Annotated in this window: 16 protein-coding genes; 10 read left to right on the top strand and 6 right to left on the bottom strand. The window is 71.4% G+C overall.

Annotated features, from left to right (window positions below; all coding sequences use genetic code 11):
* Window positions 1-23: 23 nt before the first annotated feature.
* The 4 genes from N4G63_RS11005 to fdxA all read right to left on the bottom strand — a co-directional run bounded on the left by N4G63_RS11005 (window position 24) and on the right by fdxA (window position 2,433).
* Window positions 24-740: a riboflavin synthase subunit alpha gene (locus N4G63_RS11005; protein WP_260788460.1), complete on the bottom strand. Its 717-nt coding sequence runs from the start codon at window positions 738-740 to the stop codon at window positions 24-26.
* Window positions 741-991: 251 nt separating this feature from the next.
* A complete protein-coding gene (locus N4G63_RS11010) occupies window positions 992-1,381 on the bottom strand; it encodes an MAPEG family protein (protein ID WP_260788461.1) in 390 nt (129 codons plus the stop codon).
* Window positions 1,382-1,441: 60 nt separating this feature from the next.
* Complete coding sequence (locus N4G63_RS11015) at window positions 1,442-2,053, bottom strand: pyridoxamine 5'-phosphate oxidase family protein (protein WP_260788462.1); 612 nt, start codon at window positions 2,051-2,053, stop codon at window positions 1,442-1,444.
* Window positions 2,054-2,082: 29 nt separating this feature from the next.
* On the bottom strand, window positions 2,083-2,433 hold the full coding sequence (fdxA, locus tag N4G63_RS11020; RefSeq protein WP_260788463.1) for a ferredoxin FdxA: 351 nt from the start codon (window positions 2,431-2,433) through the stop codon (window positions 2,083-2,085).
* Between the two features lie 142 nt (window positions 2,434-2,575).
* Between fdxA and N4G63_RS11025 the strand changes: the two genes are divergently transcribed.
* Window positions 2,576-2,833 (top strand): type II toxin-antitoxin system Phd/YefM family antitoxin, encoded by a 258-nt coding sequence (locus N4G63_RS11025; protein WP_260788464.1) that lies wholly within the window; start codon window positions 2,576-2,578, stop codon window positions 2,831-2,833.
* Window positions 2,834-2,837: 4 nt separating this feature from the next.
* Entirely contained in the window at window positions 2,838-3,242 is a 405-nt protein-coding gene (locus N4G63_RS11030; protein WP_260788465.1) for a type II toxin-antitoxin system VapC family toxin, read from the top strand.
* 165 nt (window positions 3,243-3,407) lie between these two features.
* Here N4G63_RS11030 and N4G63_RS11035 read toward each other — a convergent pair whose 3' ends face one another.
* Together N4G63_RS11035 and exaC are read right to left on the bottom strand one after the other, a co-directional pair.
* Window positions 3,408-3,797, bottom strand: a complete 390-nt coding sequence (locus N4G63_RS11035; RefSeq protein ID WP_260788466.1) for a DUF779 domain-containing protein — start codon at window positions 3,795-3,797, stop codon at window positions 3,408-3,410.
* Between the two features lie 217 nt (window positions 3,798-4,014).
* Complete coding sequence (exaC, locus tag N4G63_RS11040; RefSeq protein ID WP_314599671.1) at window positions 4,015-5,538, bottom strand: acetaldehyde dehydrogenase ExaC; 1,524 nt, start codon at window positions 5,536-5,538, stop codon at window positions 4,015-4,017.
* A 327-nt stretch (window positions 5,539-5,865) separates the two neighbouring features.
* Between exaC and N4G63_RS11045 the strand changes: the two genes are divergently transcribed.
* From N4G63_RS11045 to N4G63_RS11080, 8 genes are all read left to right on the top strand, one after another.
* Entirely contained in the window at window positions 5,866-8,052 is a 2,187-nt protein-coding gene (locus tag N4G63_RS11045; RefSeq protein WP_314599672.1) for a sigma-54-dependent Fis family transcriptional regulator, read from the top strand.
* A gap of 35 nt (window positions 8,053-8,087) precedes the next feature.
* Window positions 8,088-8,819: a crotonase/enoyl-CoA hydratase family protein gene (locus N4G63_RS11050; protein ID WP_260788468.1), complete on the top strand. Its 732-nt coding sequence runs from the start codon at window positions 8,088-8,090 to the stop codon at window positions 8,817-8,819.
* Window positions 8,820-9,036: 217 nt separating this feature from the next.
* Window positions 9,037-9,408 (top strand): response regulator transcription factor, encoded by a 372-nt coding sequence (locus N4G63_RS11055; RefSeq protein ID WP_260788469.1) that lies wholly within the window; start codon window positions 9,037-9,039, stop codon window positions 9,406-9,408.
* 49 nt (window positions 9,409-9,457) lie between these two features.
* A complete protein-coding gene (locus N4G63_RS11060) occupies window positions 9,458-11,815 on the top strand; it encodes a CHASE domain-containing protein (RefSeq protein ID WP_314599673.1) in 2,358 nt (785 codons plus the stop codon).
* 64 nt (window positions 11,816-11,879) lie between these two features.
* Complete coding sequence (locus N4G63_RS11065) at window positions 11,880-12,707, top strand: LytTR family transcriptional regulator (protein WP_260788472.1); 828 nt, start codon at window positions 11,880-11,882, stop codon at window positions 12,705-12,707.
* A gap of 192 nt (window positions 12,708-12,899) precedes the next feature.
* Window positions 12,900-13,760 carry an FAD binding domain-containing protein gene (locus N4G63_RS11070; RefSeq protein WP_260788473.1) on the top strand — a complete coding sequence of 287 codons (861 nt, stop codon included), beginning with the start codon at window positions 12,900-12,902 and terminating at the stop codon, window positions 13,758-13,760.
* Between the two features lie 96 nt (window positions 13,761-13,856).
* Window positions 13,857-14,366, top strand: coding sequence for a (2Fe-2S)-binding protein (locus N4G63_RS11075; RefSeq protein WP_260788474.1), 510 nt, complete (start codon window positions 13,857-13,859; stop codon window positions 14,364-14,366).
* 15 nt (window positions 14,367-14,381) lie between these two features.
* Entirely contained in the window at window positions 14,382-16,799 is a 2,418-nt protein-coding gene (locus N4G63_RS11080; protein ID WP_314599674.1) for an aerobic carbon-monoxide dehydrogenase large subunit, read from the top strand.
* Window positions 16,800-16,801: the final 2 nt, after the last annotated feature.

Raw genomic sequence — 16,801 nt, forward strand, 5'->3', positions numbered from 1 at the left:
AGCCGCTGCGCCGGCGCGGTCGATCAGCGTGCCGGCGTGCGCGGCAGCACCACCGCCGCCCCCAGGTCGTCCAGGCTGTGGCCCTGCTGGGCCAGCAGCGCCTGCAGCGCCGGCAGCAGCGGGCCCAGGCGCTCGTCGAGCGCATCGCGCACGGTGTCCACCACCACCTGCGTGGCACGGTCGATCTCGAGGTTCAGCGCCGCGCCTTCGGCCTTCTCGCCAAAGGTGGTCATGCGCAGCGTCTCGGGGATCAGCCAGACCTCGAACCAGCCCTCGGCGCGGTTGACCTCGGCCATGGTGAGGCTGGCGCCGTTGACCGCGACGTAGCCCTTGGCAAACACGTAGCGGCGGTGGCTTTCGGGCACGCCGATGCGCAGCACATGGTTGTTCTCGGGCCGGCGGATCTGCAGCAGCTGCCCCAGGCAATCGACATGGCCGCTGAGCACATGGCCGCCCACCTCGGCGCCCTCTTTGGCGGCGCGCTCCACGTTCAGGCGGCTGCCCACGGCCAGCGTGCCCAGCGTGGTGAGCGCCAGGCTTTGCTGCATCACATCGAACTCGGCCGCGTCGCCCGGCAGCACACGGGTGACGGTGAGGCAGGTGCCGTCGCTGGCCACACTGGCACCAATGGCCAGATCCTGCGTGAAGCCGGGCGGAAACTGCAGCGTGAACGAGCGCAGGCCCGGCCGGTCAATGAGCTGCGAAACGGTGGCGACGGCCTGGACGATGCCGGTGAACATGGCTGGATCGGGTGCAGAGCAGGAGGGGACGACGAGGCCCAGCTTATCAGCGCCGGCGCCGACAGCCGCAACGGCGTGGGGCACTTGCGTGCCAAGAACAAGGCCGGCACCCTCGTCCAGCGCATGCTGCTGCTCACCTGCACCGGCGCCGGCTGCGCCGCCAAATACACCACCGGGCCGGTGGCCAGCGGCTGACCAGCATGGCGCGCAGGCCAGTCGACCTGGCCGAGCAGGCCAGCCGGCCGTGGCGGTCAGCGCACCGGCTTGCCCAGCAGCGCCGGCACCAGCGCAGCGATCACCAGCGTGAGCACCGGCGCAAAACTGAGGACGAAGCCCAGGATGCGCGACGACGGCTGCGCCACGTAGGCGCGCCAGTAGATCAGGCGACCCACGAGGTACACCGCGCCGATCGCCGCCACAACCCAGGCCGGCCAGTAGCGGCCGGCCACATACAAGGCGGGCAGCAGGGCCACCAGCAGCTCCAGCGTGTTCTGGTGCACCCGGTAGACGCGCTCGAAGGGCTCATGCCCGGTGATGGCCGGCGCCTTGACGCCGTAGCGGCCGCGCGCGCGGCCCACCAGGGCGCCGAACGCGAGGTACTGGATGACGGCCAACATGGCCACGGTGTCGATGAGGTGCATGGTGTACAGCCGGTGTGCAGGTTCAGCGTGGCAGGCGGGCGGCCTGGAGCCGCGCCCGGATCAATAGAGTGTGCCCGCCTGCCGCGCCGGCAGTTCGCGGTCGTAAGCCGCGCCATCGATGCCGCCCTGCGTCAACGCCCCCAGCATCTGCCCGGCCGTGGGCACCGGCGGGCGCTGGGCCGTCTGCCCGACCGCCCACAGGCTGGAGCGCACCAGCGCCCGGGCGCACTGGAAGAACACCGCCTGCACCGCCACCTCGACCACGCACTTGGGCACCTGCCCCTGAAGCGTGAACGAGGCCAGCAGGGCCGGATCGACATTGATGCGCGCCAGGCCGTTGACCCGCAGCGTCTCGTGGATGCCGGGCACGAAGAAGATCAGCGACACCCGCGCATCGGCCAGGATGTTGCGCAGGCTGTCGACCCGGTTGTTGCCGCGCCGCTCGGGCAGCAGCAGCGTGCGCTCGTCGGGCATGCGCACCAGCGGCGCGGGGTCACCACGCGGCGAGGTGTCCAGGCCATCGGGGCCCACCGTGGCCAGCACGGCGAAGGGCGATTGCTCGATCCAGGCGCGGTAGCTGGGGTGCAGCGTGGGCACCTCCTTGCGCAGCGAGGCTTCGCCGGCGGCGCCAAACAGTGCTTCGAGCTGGCTGGGGGTGCTGAGATAGGCCATGGTGCGACGGTAGCCGAATTGGCGTTGTGTCAGGCCAGCGGCGTGTCGGCATCCAGCAGCAGCAGCGCGCGCTTGCCCGCCACGCCCACCCAGTCGGCGTGATCAGGCGGCGGCGCCTTGGAGCGGGTGATCGGCTGCCAGCCCGGCTGCCCGGCGAGCCGGGCGTTCAGCTCAACGAACGGCGCCTGCGCATCCGACACCTCCTTGGCATTGACGATGGCCTGCACCGGGCACTCGCCCACGCACACCGAGCAATCGATGCAGCCGGCCGGATCGATCACCAGGAAGTTGGGGCCCTCGACGAAGCAGTCCATCGGGCAGACGTCGACGCAGTGGGTGTACTGGCACTTGATGCAGGGTTCGGTGACGATGAAGGGCATAGGGCCGGGATTGTGAAAGAGAAGCCGTCGGCCATGTGTGACAGGGCCAAAGCCAAGCCGCCGAGGGGCACTTCGCCATGGCCGGCGCCGTGCATCGGATGGCGCTAAACTGGTCATCCAACTGGTCATTTCGAGGTGAGCGATGCAGACATGGCCTGTGCAGGACGCCAAGGCGCGGTTCAGCGAGTTCCTCGAAACCTGCCTGGCCGAAGGGCCGCAGATGGTGACCCGGCGAGGCGCCGAGGCTGCCGTGCTGGTGCCGGTGGACGAATGGCGGCGGTTGAAGGCTTCAGCGCGGCCCTCGCTCAAGCAACTGCTGCTTCTGGATGAGGCGCGCACCGGGATGCTGGTTCCGGCCCGCGGTGCTGCGCGCAGGCGGCCACCAACGGCAGCGAGGTGAGCCCATGTACCTGCTGGATACCAACGTGGTGTCAGAGCTGCGCAAACCCAAGCCGCATGGCGCCGTGGTGGCGTGGTTTGAGGGGCTCGAAGACACCCAGTTGCATCTCTCGGCGGTGACCATCGGCGAGATCCAATCCGGCATCGAGATCACGCGCGAACAGGATGCGGCCAAGGCGGCGCAAATCGAAGCCTGGCTCGAGATGGTGGCCAGTGCCTACAACGTGCTGCCGATGGACGCGGCAACGTTTCGCGCTTGGGCCCAGCTGATGCACAGGCGCTCGGACACCGTGTATGAAGACGCCATGATTGCCGCGACGGCCAAGATCCACGGCCTGACGGTGGTGACCCGAAACGTGGCCGACTTCAAGACCTTTGGCGTGGCGCTGCTGAATCCGTTCAAGGCCTGACATGACGCAGCGCTGAATGGCGCCGTCAAGGAAGCAGGCGCCGGGCCGCCTGCTCCATGCAGGCGGTACGGCAGCTTCGTCGTCATGCGCGCCACGCGGCGCTTGCGGCCACCGTACGCGACCTGGTGCCGCCGCACCCCACCCTGGCCCGCCGGCTTGTTGACGCTAGGCGCCCGGCTTGGCGGGGGTGATCGGCGCCAGCCGCGGCAGCTCGTCATCCGTCCACAGCCGAAAGTGCGCGGTGAAGTGCTGGCCCGAGCCGTCTTCCAGGCCGAAGCTGCCGCTGTCGCCGGGTGCCACGTCCAGCGTCATGTGCAGGCCGGCCAGGTAGTCGCACTGGGACAGGCTGGCGTATACGGGCACGTCGCCCACGCTGCCCAGCAGCCGGTCGTCCTCGTTCAGGCCCAGCTCGTGCACGGCAAAGCACATCGGCGCGCTGCCGGCGCAGCAGCCGTGCGATTGGTAGAACAGGATCTGGCCGTGGCGCTGGCGCAGCTGCGCAATCAGCGCCAGCGCGGCGGGGCTGGCCTGCACGCGCTCGATGGGGTCGCTCATGGGCGGGTCTCCTGTCTGGCTTGTTCGGTGCGCCATGAAAGTGAAAAAGGGCGGCCGTGGCCGCCCTTTGAGGGATCTTGTCGTTGAACGCTCGGTGATCAGGGTGCAACCGCCGTGTGCGAGCGGCCCGAGGTGCTGCCGAGAAGCGCAGCCGTACACCCGTACGGCGAGCATCGCAGGCGGCAGATCGGGCCGCGCAGCAGGCGGATGCGCCTGATCAGAAGAAGCCGAGGGCGTTCGGGCTGTAGCTCACCAGCAGGTTCTTGGTCTGCTGGTAGTGGTCGAGCATGGCCTTGTGGGTTTCGCGGCCGATGCCCGATTCCTTGTAGCCGCCAAAGGCCGCACCGGCCGGGTAGGCGTGGTAGCAATTGGTCCACACGCGGCCAGCCTGGATGGCGCGGCCCATGCGGTAGGCACGGCTGCCGTCACGGCTCCACACGCCGGCGCCCAGGCCGTAGGGGGTGTCGTTGGCGATCTGCAGGGCTTCGGCTTCGTCCTTGAAGGTGGTCACGGCCAGCACCGGGCCGAAGATCTCTTCGCGGAACACGCGCATGTTGTTGTGGCCCTTGAACAGCGTGGGCTGGATGTAATAACCGCCGGCCAGGTCGCCGCTCAGCTCGGCACGGCCGCCGCCGATCAGCACTTGCGCGCCTTCCTGCTTGCCCACTTCCAGGTAGGACATGATCTTGTCCATCTGCATGGCCGAGGCCTGGGCACCCATCATGCTGTCGGTGTCGAGCGGGCTGCCCTGCTTGATGGCGGCCACGCGCTTGAGGGCGCGCTCGATGAACTTGTCGTAGATCGATTCCTGGATCAGCGCGCGGCTGGGGCAGGTGCACACCTCGCCCTGGTTGAAGGCGAACAGCACCAGGCCTTCCACGGCCTTGTCGAAGAACGCGTCGTCGGCCGAGGCGATGTCTTCGAAGAAGATGTTGGGGCTCTTGCCACCCAGCTCCAGCGTGGCCGGGATCAGGTTGGTGGCGGCGGCCTGGGCGATCACGCGGCCGGTGGCGGTGCTGCCGGTGAAGGCGATCTTGGCGATGCGCTTGCTGGTGGCCAGCGGCATGCCGGCTTCGCGGCCGAAACCGTTGACGATGTTCAGCACGCCCGGGGGCAGCAGGTCGGCGATCAGCTCGGTGAGGATCAGGATCGACACCGGGGTGCTCTCGGCGGGCTTGAGCACCACGCAGTTGCCGGCGCCCAGCGCGGGGGCCAGCTTCCAGGCGGCCATCAGGATCGGGAAGTTCCAGGGGATGATCTGGCCCACCACGCCGAGCGGCTCATGGAAGTGGTAGGCGATGGTGTTGCCATCCACCTCGGTCAGCGAGCCTTCCTGCGCGCGCAGGCAGCCGGCAAAGTAGCGGAAGTGATCCGACGACAGCGGGATGTCGGCGTTCAGCGTCTCGCGGATGGCCTTGCCGTTGTCCACGGTTTCGGCATAGGCCAGCAGCTCGAGGTTGGCGTCGATGCGGTCGGCGATCTTCAGCAGGATGTTGGCGCGCTCGGCGGCCGGCACGGCGGCCCACTTGTCCTTGGCGGCATGGGCGGCGTCGAGCGCCAGCTCGATGTCGGCCGCCGTGCTGCGCGCGGCCTGCGTGTACACCTTGCCGCTGATCGGGGTGATCACGTCGAAGTACTGGCCATCCACCGGCGGCACGAACTTGCCGTTGATGAAGTTGTCGTACTTGGCCTTGAAGGCGATCTTGGCGCCGGCGGCACCGGGGGCTGCGTACACGGTCATGGCTGTCTCCTGAACAAAGTTGCGGGAACGGTTTGCGGACGGGATCTCGCGGATCGGCCGGTGAAGCCATCGCCTCGCCGTCTCGGGATGCCAGTGGATGCAGCGGCCATGCCACGGCCGCTTGGGCGCAAAGCGGCCGATTTGCGGGTGAAAGCTGGCCCATTTCCTGCGGAGACACTGTTCAAGAGCCTCCTGCGTGCTGCAACGCTGTCACGCAACGGCGCAGGTGCTCTGCCGATTCACGCTGAAGCCGTCGCCACCGCGGGATCTCCCCCATGAACGGCCGTGCATATGTTGCCCGGTCTGCTGAACCTGAGGACACCCGAGATGACCCCGCCTGCCCTGTCGACCAGCCCTGGCACGGCCGCCGCCACCAGCGGCTCGCCCGGCGCGCGGCAACGTGCCGCGCGTCAGCTGTGCGAGGCCGGCCCGCCGCCGGCCGACGCCCTGGTGCCGCTGCTGGGCGAGACGCTGGCGCGCTCGTGGCAGCGCAGCCGCGAGGCCGGGCTGACCCCGCGCGGGCGCATGGCCGGCGCGCCGCACGCATCGGCGGCGCAGCTGGCGCGTGCCATGCAGCGCCAGTACGAGCTGCTGTCGCATGCCCAGCCGGTGATGGATTTTTTCGATCCGCATGTGCGCGGCACGCGCAGCATGATCATCCTGGCCGATGCCCGCGGCATGGTGCTGCGCGCCCAGGGCGCCGACGGCTTTGCCCAGCGCGCCGAGCGGGTGGCCCTGCGCCCGGGCGCCAACTGGGCCGAGCAGTACCGCGGCTGCAATGCCATCGGCACCGCGCTGGCCGAGGGCCAGCCGGTGGTGGTGCACGGCGGCGAGCACTACCTCGAGCGCAACGGCTTTCTCACCTGCGCGGCGGCGCCCATCCTCGACCCCGCGGGCAAGCTGATGGGCGCCTTCGACATCTCGGGCGACCACCGCGCCTACCACCCCGACACCCTGCCGCACACGCTGGCGCTGGCGCGCGCCGCCGCCGGCATGGTGGAGCACCGCCTGTTCGACACCTGGCATGCGGCCAGCCTGCGCCTGCGCCTGCATGCCCAGCCGGCCGGCCTGGGCCAGCTGGGTGAAGGCCTGCTGGCGCTGCGCGAGGACGGCCTGCTGATCGGCGCCAACAGCGCCGCGCTGGCGCTGCTGGGCATGCCGCACGAGGCCATCGGCCGCGACCGCATCACCTTCTGGCTGCCGCTGGATGTGGCCACGCTGCTCACCTGGGCCCATGCCCATGCCCGCGGCGCGATGGCACCGCACACCGTGCCGCGCGTCACCGCCGCCGGTGGTGGCGTGCTGTGGGTGCGCGCCGAAGGCGGTGCGGCCCTGGCGATGCGCCGTGCCGCCATGGGCGATGCGCCCGGCGCCACCGCTGGCGATGGCCCGGACGGCGCGGCCGCCACAACGGCCTTCAACGCCAACGCCAACGCCAACGCCAACGCCAACGCCGGCGCCGACCCCGCCACGGCCACCGCAGCCAGCGCGCCGCCGGCCTCGGCCAGCCCCCCTGCCACGCGTGACGCGCTGGCCGCACTCGACACCGGCGACGACGCCCTGGGCGCCGCGGTGCAGCGTGTGCGCCGCGTCATCGGCAAGCCCATCGCGCTGCTGCTGCAGGGCGAATCGGGCGTGGGCAAGGAGGTGTTCGCGCGCGCCGCCCACGCCAGCGGGCCACGGCACGGCGGGCCCTTCGTGGCGGTGAACTGCGCCGCGCTGCCCGAATCGCTGATCGAGGCCGAGCTGTTTGGCTACCAGGGCGGCGCCTTCACCGGCGCGCGCAAGGAAGGCGCGCCCGGCCGCATTCGCGAGGCCGACGGCGGCACGCTGTTCCTCGACGAGATCGGCGACATGCCGCTGGCCATGCAGGCCCGCCTGCTGCGCGTGCTGCAAGAGCGCGCGGTGGTGCCGCTGGGCGGCGGCCGCGCCGTGCCGGTGGACTTTGCGCTGGTCTGCGCCACCCACCGCCGCCTGCGCAGCGAGATGGACGCCGGGCGCTTTCGCGAAGACCTGTACTACCGCCTCAACGGCCTCACCCTGCACCTGCCGCCGCTGCGCGAGCGCAGCGACCTGCACGGCCTGGTGGCGCGCCTGCTGGCCGACATCGCGCCCGGTCGGCCCATCGGTGTGGCGCCCGACCTGCTGGCGGCCTTTGCCGCCTACCGCTGGCCCGGCAACCTGCGCCAGCTGGCCAATGCCCTGCGCACGGCCTGCGCGCTGGCGGCCGATGACGAAGGCGAGCTCGGCTGGGCCCATCTGCCCGACGACCTGGCCGAAGACCTGCGTGTGCTGGCCACGGCCGCCACGGCCGCCGCACCCGGCGCCGCCGCGCACCCGGCCCATGCCGACGCCACCCCCACCGCCGCCACCACCGACCTGCGCGCCCAGTCCGAGCGCACCGTGACCCGCGTGCTGGGCGAATGCGCCGGCAACCTCAGCGAGGCGGCACGCCGCCTGGGCATCAGCCGCAACACCCTGTACCGCAAGATGGCGGAGCTGGGTTTGCGCTGATCCACCGGCCGCCGCCGCCGGGTGAAGATGGCTGGATGAGCGAGCCCGTCATCTTCAGCACCGCCGGCCCGGTGGCCACCATCACCCTGCACCGGCCCGACTGCCGCAACGCGGTGGACGGCCCCACCGCGGCCCTGCTGAAGCAGGCCTTTGCCCGCTTCGATGCCGATGCCGCGCTGGCGGTGGCGGTGCTCACCGGTGGCGGCGGGCAGTTCTGCGCCGGGGCCGACCTGAAGGCGGTGGCCGATCCGGCGCGGCGCAACGCGGTCACGCCCGACGGCAGCGGCAGCGGGCCGATGGGGCCCACGCGCATGGCCTTCACCAAGCCGGTGATCGCCGCCATCGAGGGCCATGCCGTGGCCGGCGGGCTCGAGCTGGCGCTGATGTGCGACTTGCGCGTGGCCGCCGCCAGCGCGGTGTTCGGCGTGTTCTGCCGGCGCTGGGGCGTGCCGCTGATCGATGGCGGCACGGTGCGGCTGCCGCGCATCGTGGGCCAGGGTCGCGCGCTGGACATGATCCTCACCGGCCGCGCCGTGCCGGCCCACGAAGCACTGGCCGAGGCGCAGGCGCTGGCCCTGCAGATCGCCGGCTTTCCGCAGGCCTGCCTGCGGATCGACCGGGCCAGCGCACTGGCGCAGTGGGATCTGGATCTGCCGGCCGCGCTGCGGCACGAAGGTGCCGCCGCCAGCGCCGTGGTGCAGGCCGAGGGCGTGGCCGGCGCGGCGCTGTTTGCCGCCGGCGCCGGGCGCCACGGCCGGCCAGCCTGAGCACCTGGTGCGCGCCCGCCGCTGCGCGGGCGCCGGGCCGCAGCATGGGCCGCGGCCCAATTGCCGGGCCCGGCTGGCGCTTCTCGGCGCATCGGCGCCGGTGCAGGCGGCCACCATCGCCAGGCCGTATCCCCCTGCGTCGGCGCCGCTTGCGCGCCGGCCCGCACCACCGATCGCCGTACCCGCCCCCTGCCCCTCGCGCTCAACAGGCCGCCGCATGAAACGCATCCTGGTCGTCGACGATCAGCAAGACATCCGCGAGCTGGTGCGCATGACGCTGGAAACCGGCGGCCACGAGGTGCACGAGGCCGCCAACGGCAGCGCGGCGCTGCGCCTGGCCGGCCAGCTGGCACCCGACCTGGTGCTGCTGGACGTGATGATGCCCGGCAGCCTGGACGGCCTGGACGTGTGCCGCTGCCTCAAGCAGCCGGGCGGCGACGGCGCACCGCCGCGCATGAAGGTGGTGATGCTCTCGGCCTGCCACGCCACGAGCGACCAGCACGCCGGCCTGGCCGCCGGCGCCGACGGCTACCTGGCCAAGCCCTTCAGCCCGCGCGCGCTGCTGGCCCTGGTGTCGAGCCTGGCCTGAGCCAGAGCCCACCTCCGCCCCGCGCCCCGCAACCCAGCGCAGGCCCGCCATGGAGGTCATCGAGCACCGGCCCAGCGCCGCCGCCCCGGCGCTTGACCGCAGCGCCTGGCGGCGCCGCCTGCGGTGGCTGGAAGACGCCTTGCAACGCCCCGGCGTGGCCCTGCTGATCCTGCTGGGCTCGCTGCTGCTCACCACGCTGGCCTGGGCCGCAACGCGGCAGGCCGCGCTGGACGATGCGCGCCAGCGCTTCGAGCGCCACGCCGACGACCTGCACCACCGCATCGCCCGGCGCCTGGCGGCGTGCGAGACCGTGCTGCGCAGCGGCGCGGCGCTGTGGGCCGCCACCACCGAGGTCTCGCGCCACGACTGGCAGCGCTACGCCGAGACGGTGCCGCCCGGGCGCCATTGCCCCGGGCTGCAAGGGCTTGGCGTGGCGCGGCGGCTGGCGCCGCAAGCGCTGGCGGCCGCCGGACGCGAGCCGCCAGCCCGGGCCCCGATGACCCCGCCGCCAGGACCGGCCGGCGAGACCGAACAGCAAGCGGCCATCGTCCACCTCGAGGCCTTGGGCCACGGCCTGCCGGCGGCCATCGGCGCCGACCTGCTGGCCGATGCCACGCAGCGCGCGGCCATGCTGCGCGCCCACCACACCGGCCGCGCCGCGCTGTCGGGCATCGTCACGCTGGCGCAGGCCGATGGCCGCGCGCCGCAGCCGGGCCTGGTGCTGTTCGAGCCCATCCTGCGCCCGGCCATGGGCGGCGCCGCGCCCACGCCCTGGGGCTGGGTGTTTGCCGCGTTGCAGGTGGACGGGCTGATGCAGGGCATCGTGGGTGCCGAGCCCGACAGCGATACCACCACCACCACCGCCGCCGCCGCCGCCGCCGCCGCCGCCACCGCCGCCACCGCCACGATGCGCCTGCGCATCCACGACGGCGCGGCCGGCGCGCCCGCTTCCGCGTTCTACCGGTGGCCGCCACCGGCACCGGGCACGGCACCGGGCACGGCGGCAACGCAGCCTGGCGCGGCCACCTGGGCGCCCGGCATGGCTGGCGTGGCGCCAGGCGAGCTGCAGCGCCCGCTCGTGCTGGCCGGCCGGCGCTGGACGGTGGTCTACGAGGGCATGGCCGATGCCGCGGCGGCCCGCCTCTGGCCGTCCAACCTGGTGGCCGCGGGCGGGCTGGCGATCGACCTGCTGCTGTTCTGGAGCCTGGCCGCGCTGGCCCGCCGCAAGCGCGAGTTCGAGCGCCAGGTCACGCTGCGCAGCGCCGAGGCCCAGGCCCGGCTGTCGTGGCTGACCGCGGTCAGCGCCCTGTCGCCCGACGCGGTGCTGGTGTTCGAGCGCAGCGGCGCCGACAGCCTGCACCGCCTGGTGTTCACCAACCCGGCGTTCAGCCAGTGGTTCGGCCTGGGCCCCGAAGACCTGCTGGGCCTGAGCGAAGCCGCGGTCGATGAGTGGCTGGCCGGCCTGGCCGCCGATGGCGCCGAGCCGATGTCCGCGCTGGCCAGCGGCGAGGCCAGCGTCACGCTGGCCGGCCCGCCGCGCCGGCAGCTGCAGCGCGGCATGCGCGAGGCCGACTGGCAGCGCGTGTACTACTTTCGCGACGTGACCCACGAGAGCGAGGTCGAGCAGCTGAAGAACGAGTTCCTCACCACCGCCGCGCACGAGCTGCGCACGCCGCTGGCCAGCGTCTACGGCTTTGCCGAGCTGCTGGCCGGCGCACGCGTGGCCGAGCACCAGCGCCAGCGCGCGGCCGAAGTGGTGTTTCGCCAGGCCGGCGTGCTCAAGCACCTGGTCGACGAGCTGCTCGACCTGGCACGCATCGACTCGCGCCGCGGCCGCGACTTTGCCAGCGAGCGCATCGACCTCAACCCGGTGGCCCTGGCCGCCTGCGAGAGCCTGCTGCACCCCGGCCAGCCCGCGCGCGTGCAGCTGCTGCCGGCCGCCGCCCCGGTGTGGACCGACGGCGATGCCGCCAAGCTGCAGCAGGTGCTGGTGAACGTGCTGGGCAACGGCCTGAAGTATTCGGCGGCCCCGGCCGTGGTGACGCTGTCGATCCTGACGGCCAGGCACGAGGCGCGCGACTGGGCGCTGCTGCGCGTGGTCGATCAGGGCATCGGCATGACCGAAGCGCAGTGCGCGCGCGCCTTCGACCGCTTCTACCGCGCCGACCCCTCGGGCCACGTGCTGGGCGCCGGCCTGGGCCTGGCCATCGTGCACGAGATCGTGGCCCTGCACCACGGCCGCGTGCTGCTGCACAGCACGCCCGGTGCGGGCACGCAGGTGACGATCTGGCTGCCGCTGGCACCCGCGGGCGCCAGCGCGGCCAGCCCCGCCACCGGCCCTGGCACCGGCCCTGGCTCCAACGCCATCGCCCACCCCGCCACCAGCGCCGCCCCCGCCTCTGCCTGATACCCGCGCGCGGGCGCGCATGGTTGAATGGCGGCACGCTGTCTGCCCCCCGCCCGCCCGTCGCATGGATTCTCACGCTGTCTCGCCGCTGTACCTGCTCGAACGCTTCGATGTGGGCATCGTGCACCTGGACGGCCACCGCCGCGTGGTGGGCATGAACGACTTTGCGCGCCGCGTGCTGCCGGTCGACCGCATGCTGCCCTTCGACCAGATGGTGCTCGACTTCCACCCCAGCCGCTCGCGGCCCAAGGTGGAGTTTCTGCTCGACCAGGCGGCGCAGTGCCCGGTGGCCGCACCGCCGCCCATGACCATGATCATCAACATCCCCGAGCGGGTGCTGCTGATCAAGGTGTCGCGCCTGTCGGGCGGCGACCTGCGGCCCGGCGGCTACACCCTGGTGTTCTACGACATCACCGACCTGGTGGCCGCCAAGGACGACGCCAGCCCGCGCGCCGCGGCCACGCCGGCCGCCCAGGCGGCGGCCGAGCTGCCGGGGCAGCTGCCCGTGACCCCGCCCGCGCAGCGCCGGCGCCTGCTCAAGGTGCCCACGGTGAGCCAGCAGCGCATCCTGTTCGTCGATGCCGACGACATCGTGGCCATCGGCTCCGATGGCCACTACACCCGCGTGCTCACCGCGGGCGGCAGCCAGTTCTGCAACCTGTCGATCGGTGATCTGGAGACGCGGCTCGATCCCGAGCTGTTCATGCGCGTGCACCGCAGCCATGTGATCAACCTGCGCGCGGTGCGCCAGCTGCAGCGCGACGACGGCCGCCTGGCCGTGCAGCTGAGCGGCGTGGCCGAGCCGGTGCCGGTGTCGCGCGGCAGCGCCGGCGAGCTGCTCGAGCGCCTGGGCGTGCCCGCGGGCTCGCTGGCGCTGCCAAACCGCGGGTAAGTTCCCTCCCCGGGCTTTCCCGGGCTTGATTTGCCACAAAGCGGGGGCGGCTGCAGTTCGTGCAGGCCGGCGGCATTTCGTGCGCGCTGGGCCACCGTTCGTGCAGCAGCGGGGGCAACAGCCCCGTGTTCGACATCGGCACGGCCGGTTTCCAGAATCCAGGCGTCGTTCAAAGAACCCCGGAGACGCCGCATGATTCCTCCCGCCTTCGAGTACCACGCCCCCCGTTCGGTGGGCGAGGCCATCGGCCTGCTCGGCAGCCTGGGCCCCGATGCCAAGCTGCTGGCCGGCGGCCACAGCCTGCTGCCGATGATGAAGCTGCGCTTTGCCCAGCCGGCCCACCTGATCGACCTGAACCGCATTGCCGAGCTGCGCGGCATAGCCGAAGAAGGCGACACCGTGCTCATCGGCGCGATGACGGTCGAGAACGAGCTGATCGCCAGCGCCCTGCTGCAGCGCCGCGTGCCGCTGCTGCCCGAGGCCGCCAAGCTGATCGCCGACCCGCAGGTGCGCAACCGCGGCACCATCGGTGGCGACATCGCCCACGGCGACCCCGGCAACGACCACCCGGCCATCAGCCTGGCGCTGAACGCGCAGTTCACGCTGCAAGGCCCTGGTGGCAGCCGCACCGTGGCCGCCGACGACTTCTTCCACGGCACCTACATGACGGCGCTGGCCGAGGACGAGATCCTCACCGCCATCCGCGTGCCGGCCTTTGCCCAGGGCACCGGCTGGGCCTACGAGAAGTTGAAGCGCAAGACCGGCGACTGGGCCACGGCCGGCGCCGCGGTGGTGCTGCGCCTGGATGGCGGCGTGGTCGGCCAGGTGCGCATCGGGCTGACCAACGTGGCGCCGATGGCCATCCGCGCCAAAGACGCCGAGGCCGCGCTGCTGGGCCGGCCGCTCAGCCCGGCCACCCTCACCGCCGCCGCCCAGGCCGCCATGGCCGCCACCGACCCCGCCGAAGACCTGCGCGGCGACGTGGCCTACAAGACCGCGATGGCCGGCCAGATGGTCAAGCGCGCCATCGAGCGCGCCGCAGCCCGCTGCTGAGGCGCCCCCACGCCGCTCCGCTCCTGCCCCCCGAGGGGGCGTTCAGCCCCTTGGGGCGGCCCGGCGGGGCTGAAACCACTCCGACGAGAACATGACATGGCAAAGAAGCAAATTGTCGAGATGACGATCAATGGCAAGGCGGTGGAAAAAGCCGTCGAGCCGCGCACCCTGCTGATCCACTTTCTGCGCGAAGACTGCCGCCTGACCGGCGCCCACATCGGCTGCGAGACCAGCCACTGCGGGGCCTGCACGGTGGACATCGACGGCCAGTCGGTCAAGAGCTGCACCCACCTGGCGGTGCAGTGCGACGGCGCCGACATCAAGACCGTGGAAGGCCTGGCCCAGGGCCCCGTGCTGCATGCGGTGCAGGAGGGCTTCTACACCCAGCACGGCCTGCAGTGCGGCTTCTGCACCCCCGGCATGCTGATGCGCGCCTACCGCCTGCTGCACGAGAACCCCGACCCGACGGAAGAAGAGGTGCGCGTGGGCATGAGCGGCAACCTGTGCCGCTGCACCGGCTACCAGAACATCATCAAGGCCGTGCTGTACGCGGCCGCCAAGCTGCGCGAGACGGCAGCCGCCCCGGCCACCGCCGTCACCGCCTGAGCAGGAGATTCACCGATGAACGCACCCACCGACAAGGGCGTGGAACGCCTGGCCGCGCTGCAGGGCATGGGCGAGAGCCGCCTGCGCAAGGAAGACGCCCGCTTCATCCAGGGCAAGGGCCACTATGTCGACGACATCCAGATGCCCGGCATGCTGCACATGGACATCGTGCGCAGCCCGCTGGCCCATGCGCGCATCAAGTCCATCGACAAGAGCGCCGCGCTGGCCATGCCCGGCGTGCACGCCGTGCTCACGGCCGATGACCTGAAGCCGCTGAAGCTGCACTGGATGCCCACGCTGGCCGGCGACGTGGCCGCCGTGCTGGCCGACGAGAAGGTGCACTTCCAGATGCAGGAAGTGGCCATCGTGATCGCCGACGACCGCTACATCGCCGCCGACGCGGTGGATGCCGTGATCGTGGAATACGACGAGCTGCCGGTGGTCATCGACCCCTACGCCGCACTGCAGCCCGATGCCCCGGTGCTGCGCGAAGACCTGGCCGGCAAGACCAGCGGCGCCCACGGCGCGCGCGAGCACCACAACCACATCTTCACCTGGACCGCGGGCGATGCCGACGCCACCGAGCAGGCCTTTGCCACGGCCCCGGTCACGGTGAGCCAGCACATGCTGTACCCGCGCGTGCACCCCTGCCCGCTGGAGACCTGCGGCTGCGTGGCCAGCTACGACCCCATCCGTGGCGATCTCACCACCTGGATCACCAGCCAGGCGCCGCACGTGGTGCGCACCGTGGTCAGCATGCTGTCGGGCATCCCCGAGAGCAAGGTGCGCATCGTCAGCCCCGACATCGGCGGCGGCTTCGGCAACAAGGTCGGCATCTACCCCGGCTATGTGTGCGCCATCGTCTCGAGCATCGTGCTGGGCAAGCCGGTGAAGTGGGTGGAAGACCGCATCGAGAACATCAGCACCACCGCCTTTGCCCGCGATTACCACATGGACGGCGAGCTGGCCGCCACCGCCGACGGCAAGATCCTGGCGCTGCGCACGCGGGTGGTGGCCGACCACGGCGCCTTCGACGCCTGCGCCGACCCCACCAAGTTTCCGGCCGGGCTGTTCCACATCTGCACCGGCAGCTACGACATCGCCGCCGCGCACTGCGAGGTCAAGGGCGTCTACACCAACAAGGCGCCGGGTGGCGTGTCGTACCGCTGCAGCTTCCGCGTCACCGAGGCCGTGTACCTGATCGAGCGCCTGATCGACGTGCTGGCGCAAAAGCTGGGGCTGGACAAGGCGGCCATCCGCGAGAAGAACTTCATCCGCAAGGAGCAGTTCCCGTACACCAGCGCCTTCGGCTTCGAGTACGACTCGGGCGACTACCACCGCGCCATGAAGCAGGTGCTGGACAAGGCCGGCTACCCCGCGCTGCGCGCCGAGCAGGCCGCACGCCGGGCCGACCCCACGGCCACGCACCTGATGGGCATCGGCCTGTGCACCTTCACCGAGGTGGTGGGCGCCGGCCCCAGCAAGATGTGCGACATCCTGGGCGTGGGCATGTTCGACTCTTGCGAGATCCGCATCCACCCCACCGGCTCGGCCATCGCCCGCATGGGCACCATCACGCAGGGCCAGGGCCACCAGACCACCTATGCCCAGATCATCGCCACCGAGCTCGGCATCGGCAGCGAAGTGATCCAGGTGGAAGAAGGCGACACCAGCACCGCGCCCTACGGCCTGGGCACCTATGGCAGCCGCTCAACACCGGTGGCAGGTGCGGCCATCGCGCTGGCGGCACGAAAGATCCACGCCAAGGCGCGCAAGATCGCCGCCCACCTGCTGGAGGTGGGCGAGGCCGACCTCGACTGGGAGATCGACCGCTTCAACGTCAAGGGCGACGCCGGCCGCTTCAAGACCATGAAGGACATCGCCTGGGCCGCCTACAACAACCTGCCCGCCGGCCTGGAGCCGGGGCTGGAGGCGGTGCACTACTACGACCCGCCCAACTTCACCTTCCCGTTCGGCATCTACCTGTGCGTGCTCGACATCGACCGCGCCACCGGCGAAACCAAGGTGCGCCGCTTCATCGCACTCGACGACTGCGGCACGCGCATCAACCCGATGATCATCGAGGGCCAGATCCACGGCGGCCTGACCGAGGGCTTTGCCGTGGCCATGGGCCAGCAGATGCCCTTTGACGCGCAAGGCAACCTGCTGGGCAACACGCTGATGGACTACTACCTGCCCACCGCGGTGGAAACGCCGAAGTGGGAGACCGACCACACCGTGACGCCCAGCCCGCACCACCCGATCGGCGCCAAGGGCGTGGCCGAATCGCCGCACGTGGGCTCGATCCCCTGCTTTGCCAATGCCGTGATCGACGCCTTCGCCCACACCGGCGTGACCGATCTGACCATGCCCTTCACCAGCTACCGCGTGTGGCAGCAGCTCAAGGCCAAGGGCCTGGCGCTGGAAGTCTGAGG

It is taken from the genome of Aquabacterium sp. OR-4, assembly GCF_025290835.2.
Taxonomy (GTDB): Bacteria; Pseudomonadota; Gammaproteobacteria; order Burkholderiales; family Burkholderiaceae_C; genus Pseudaquabacterium.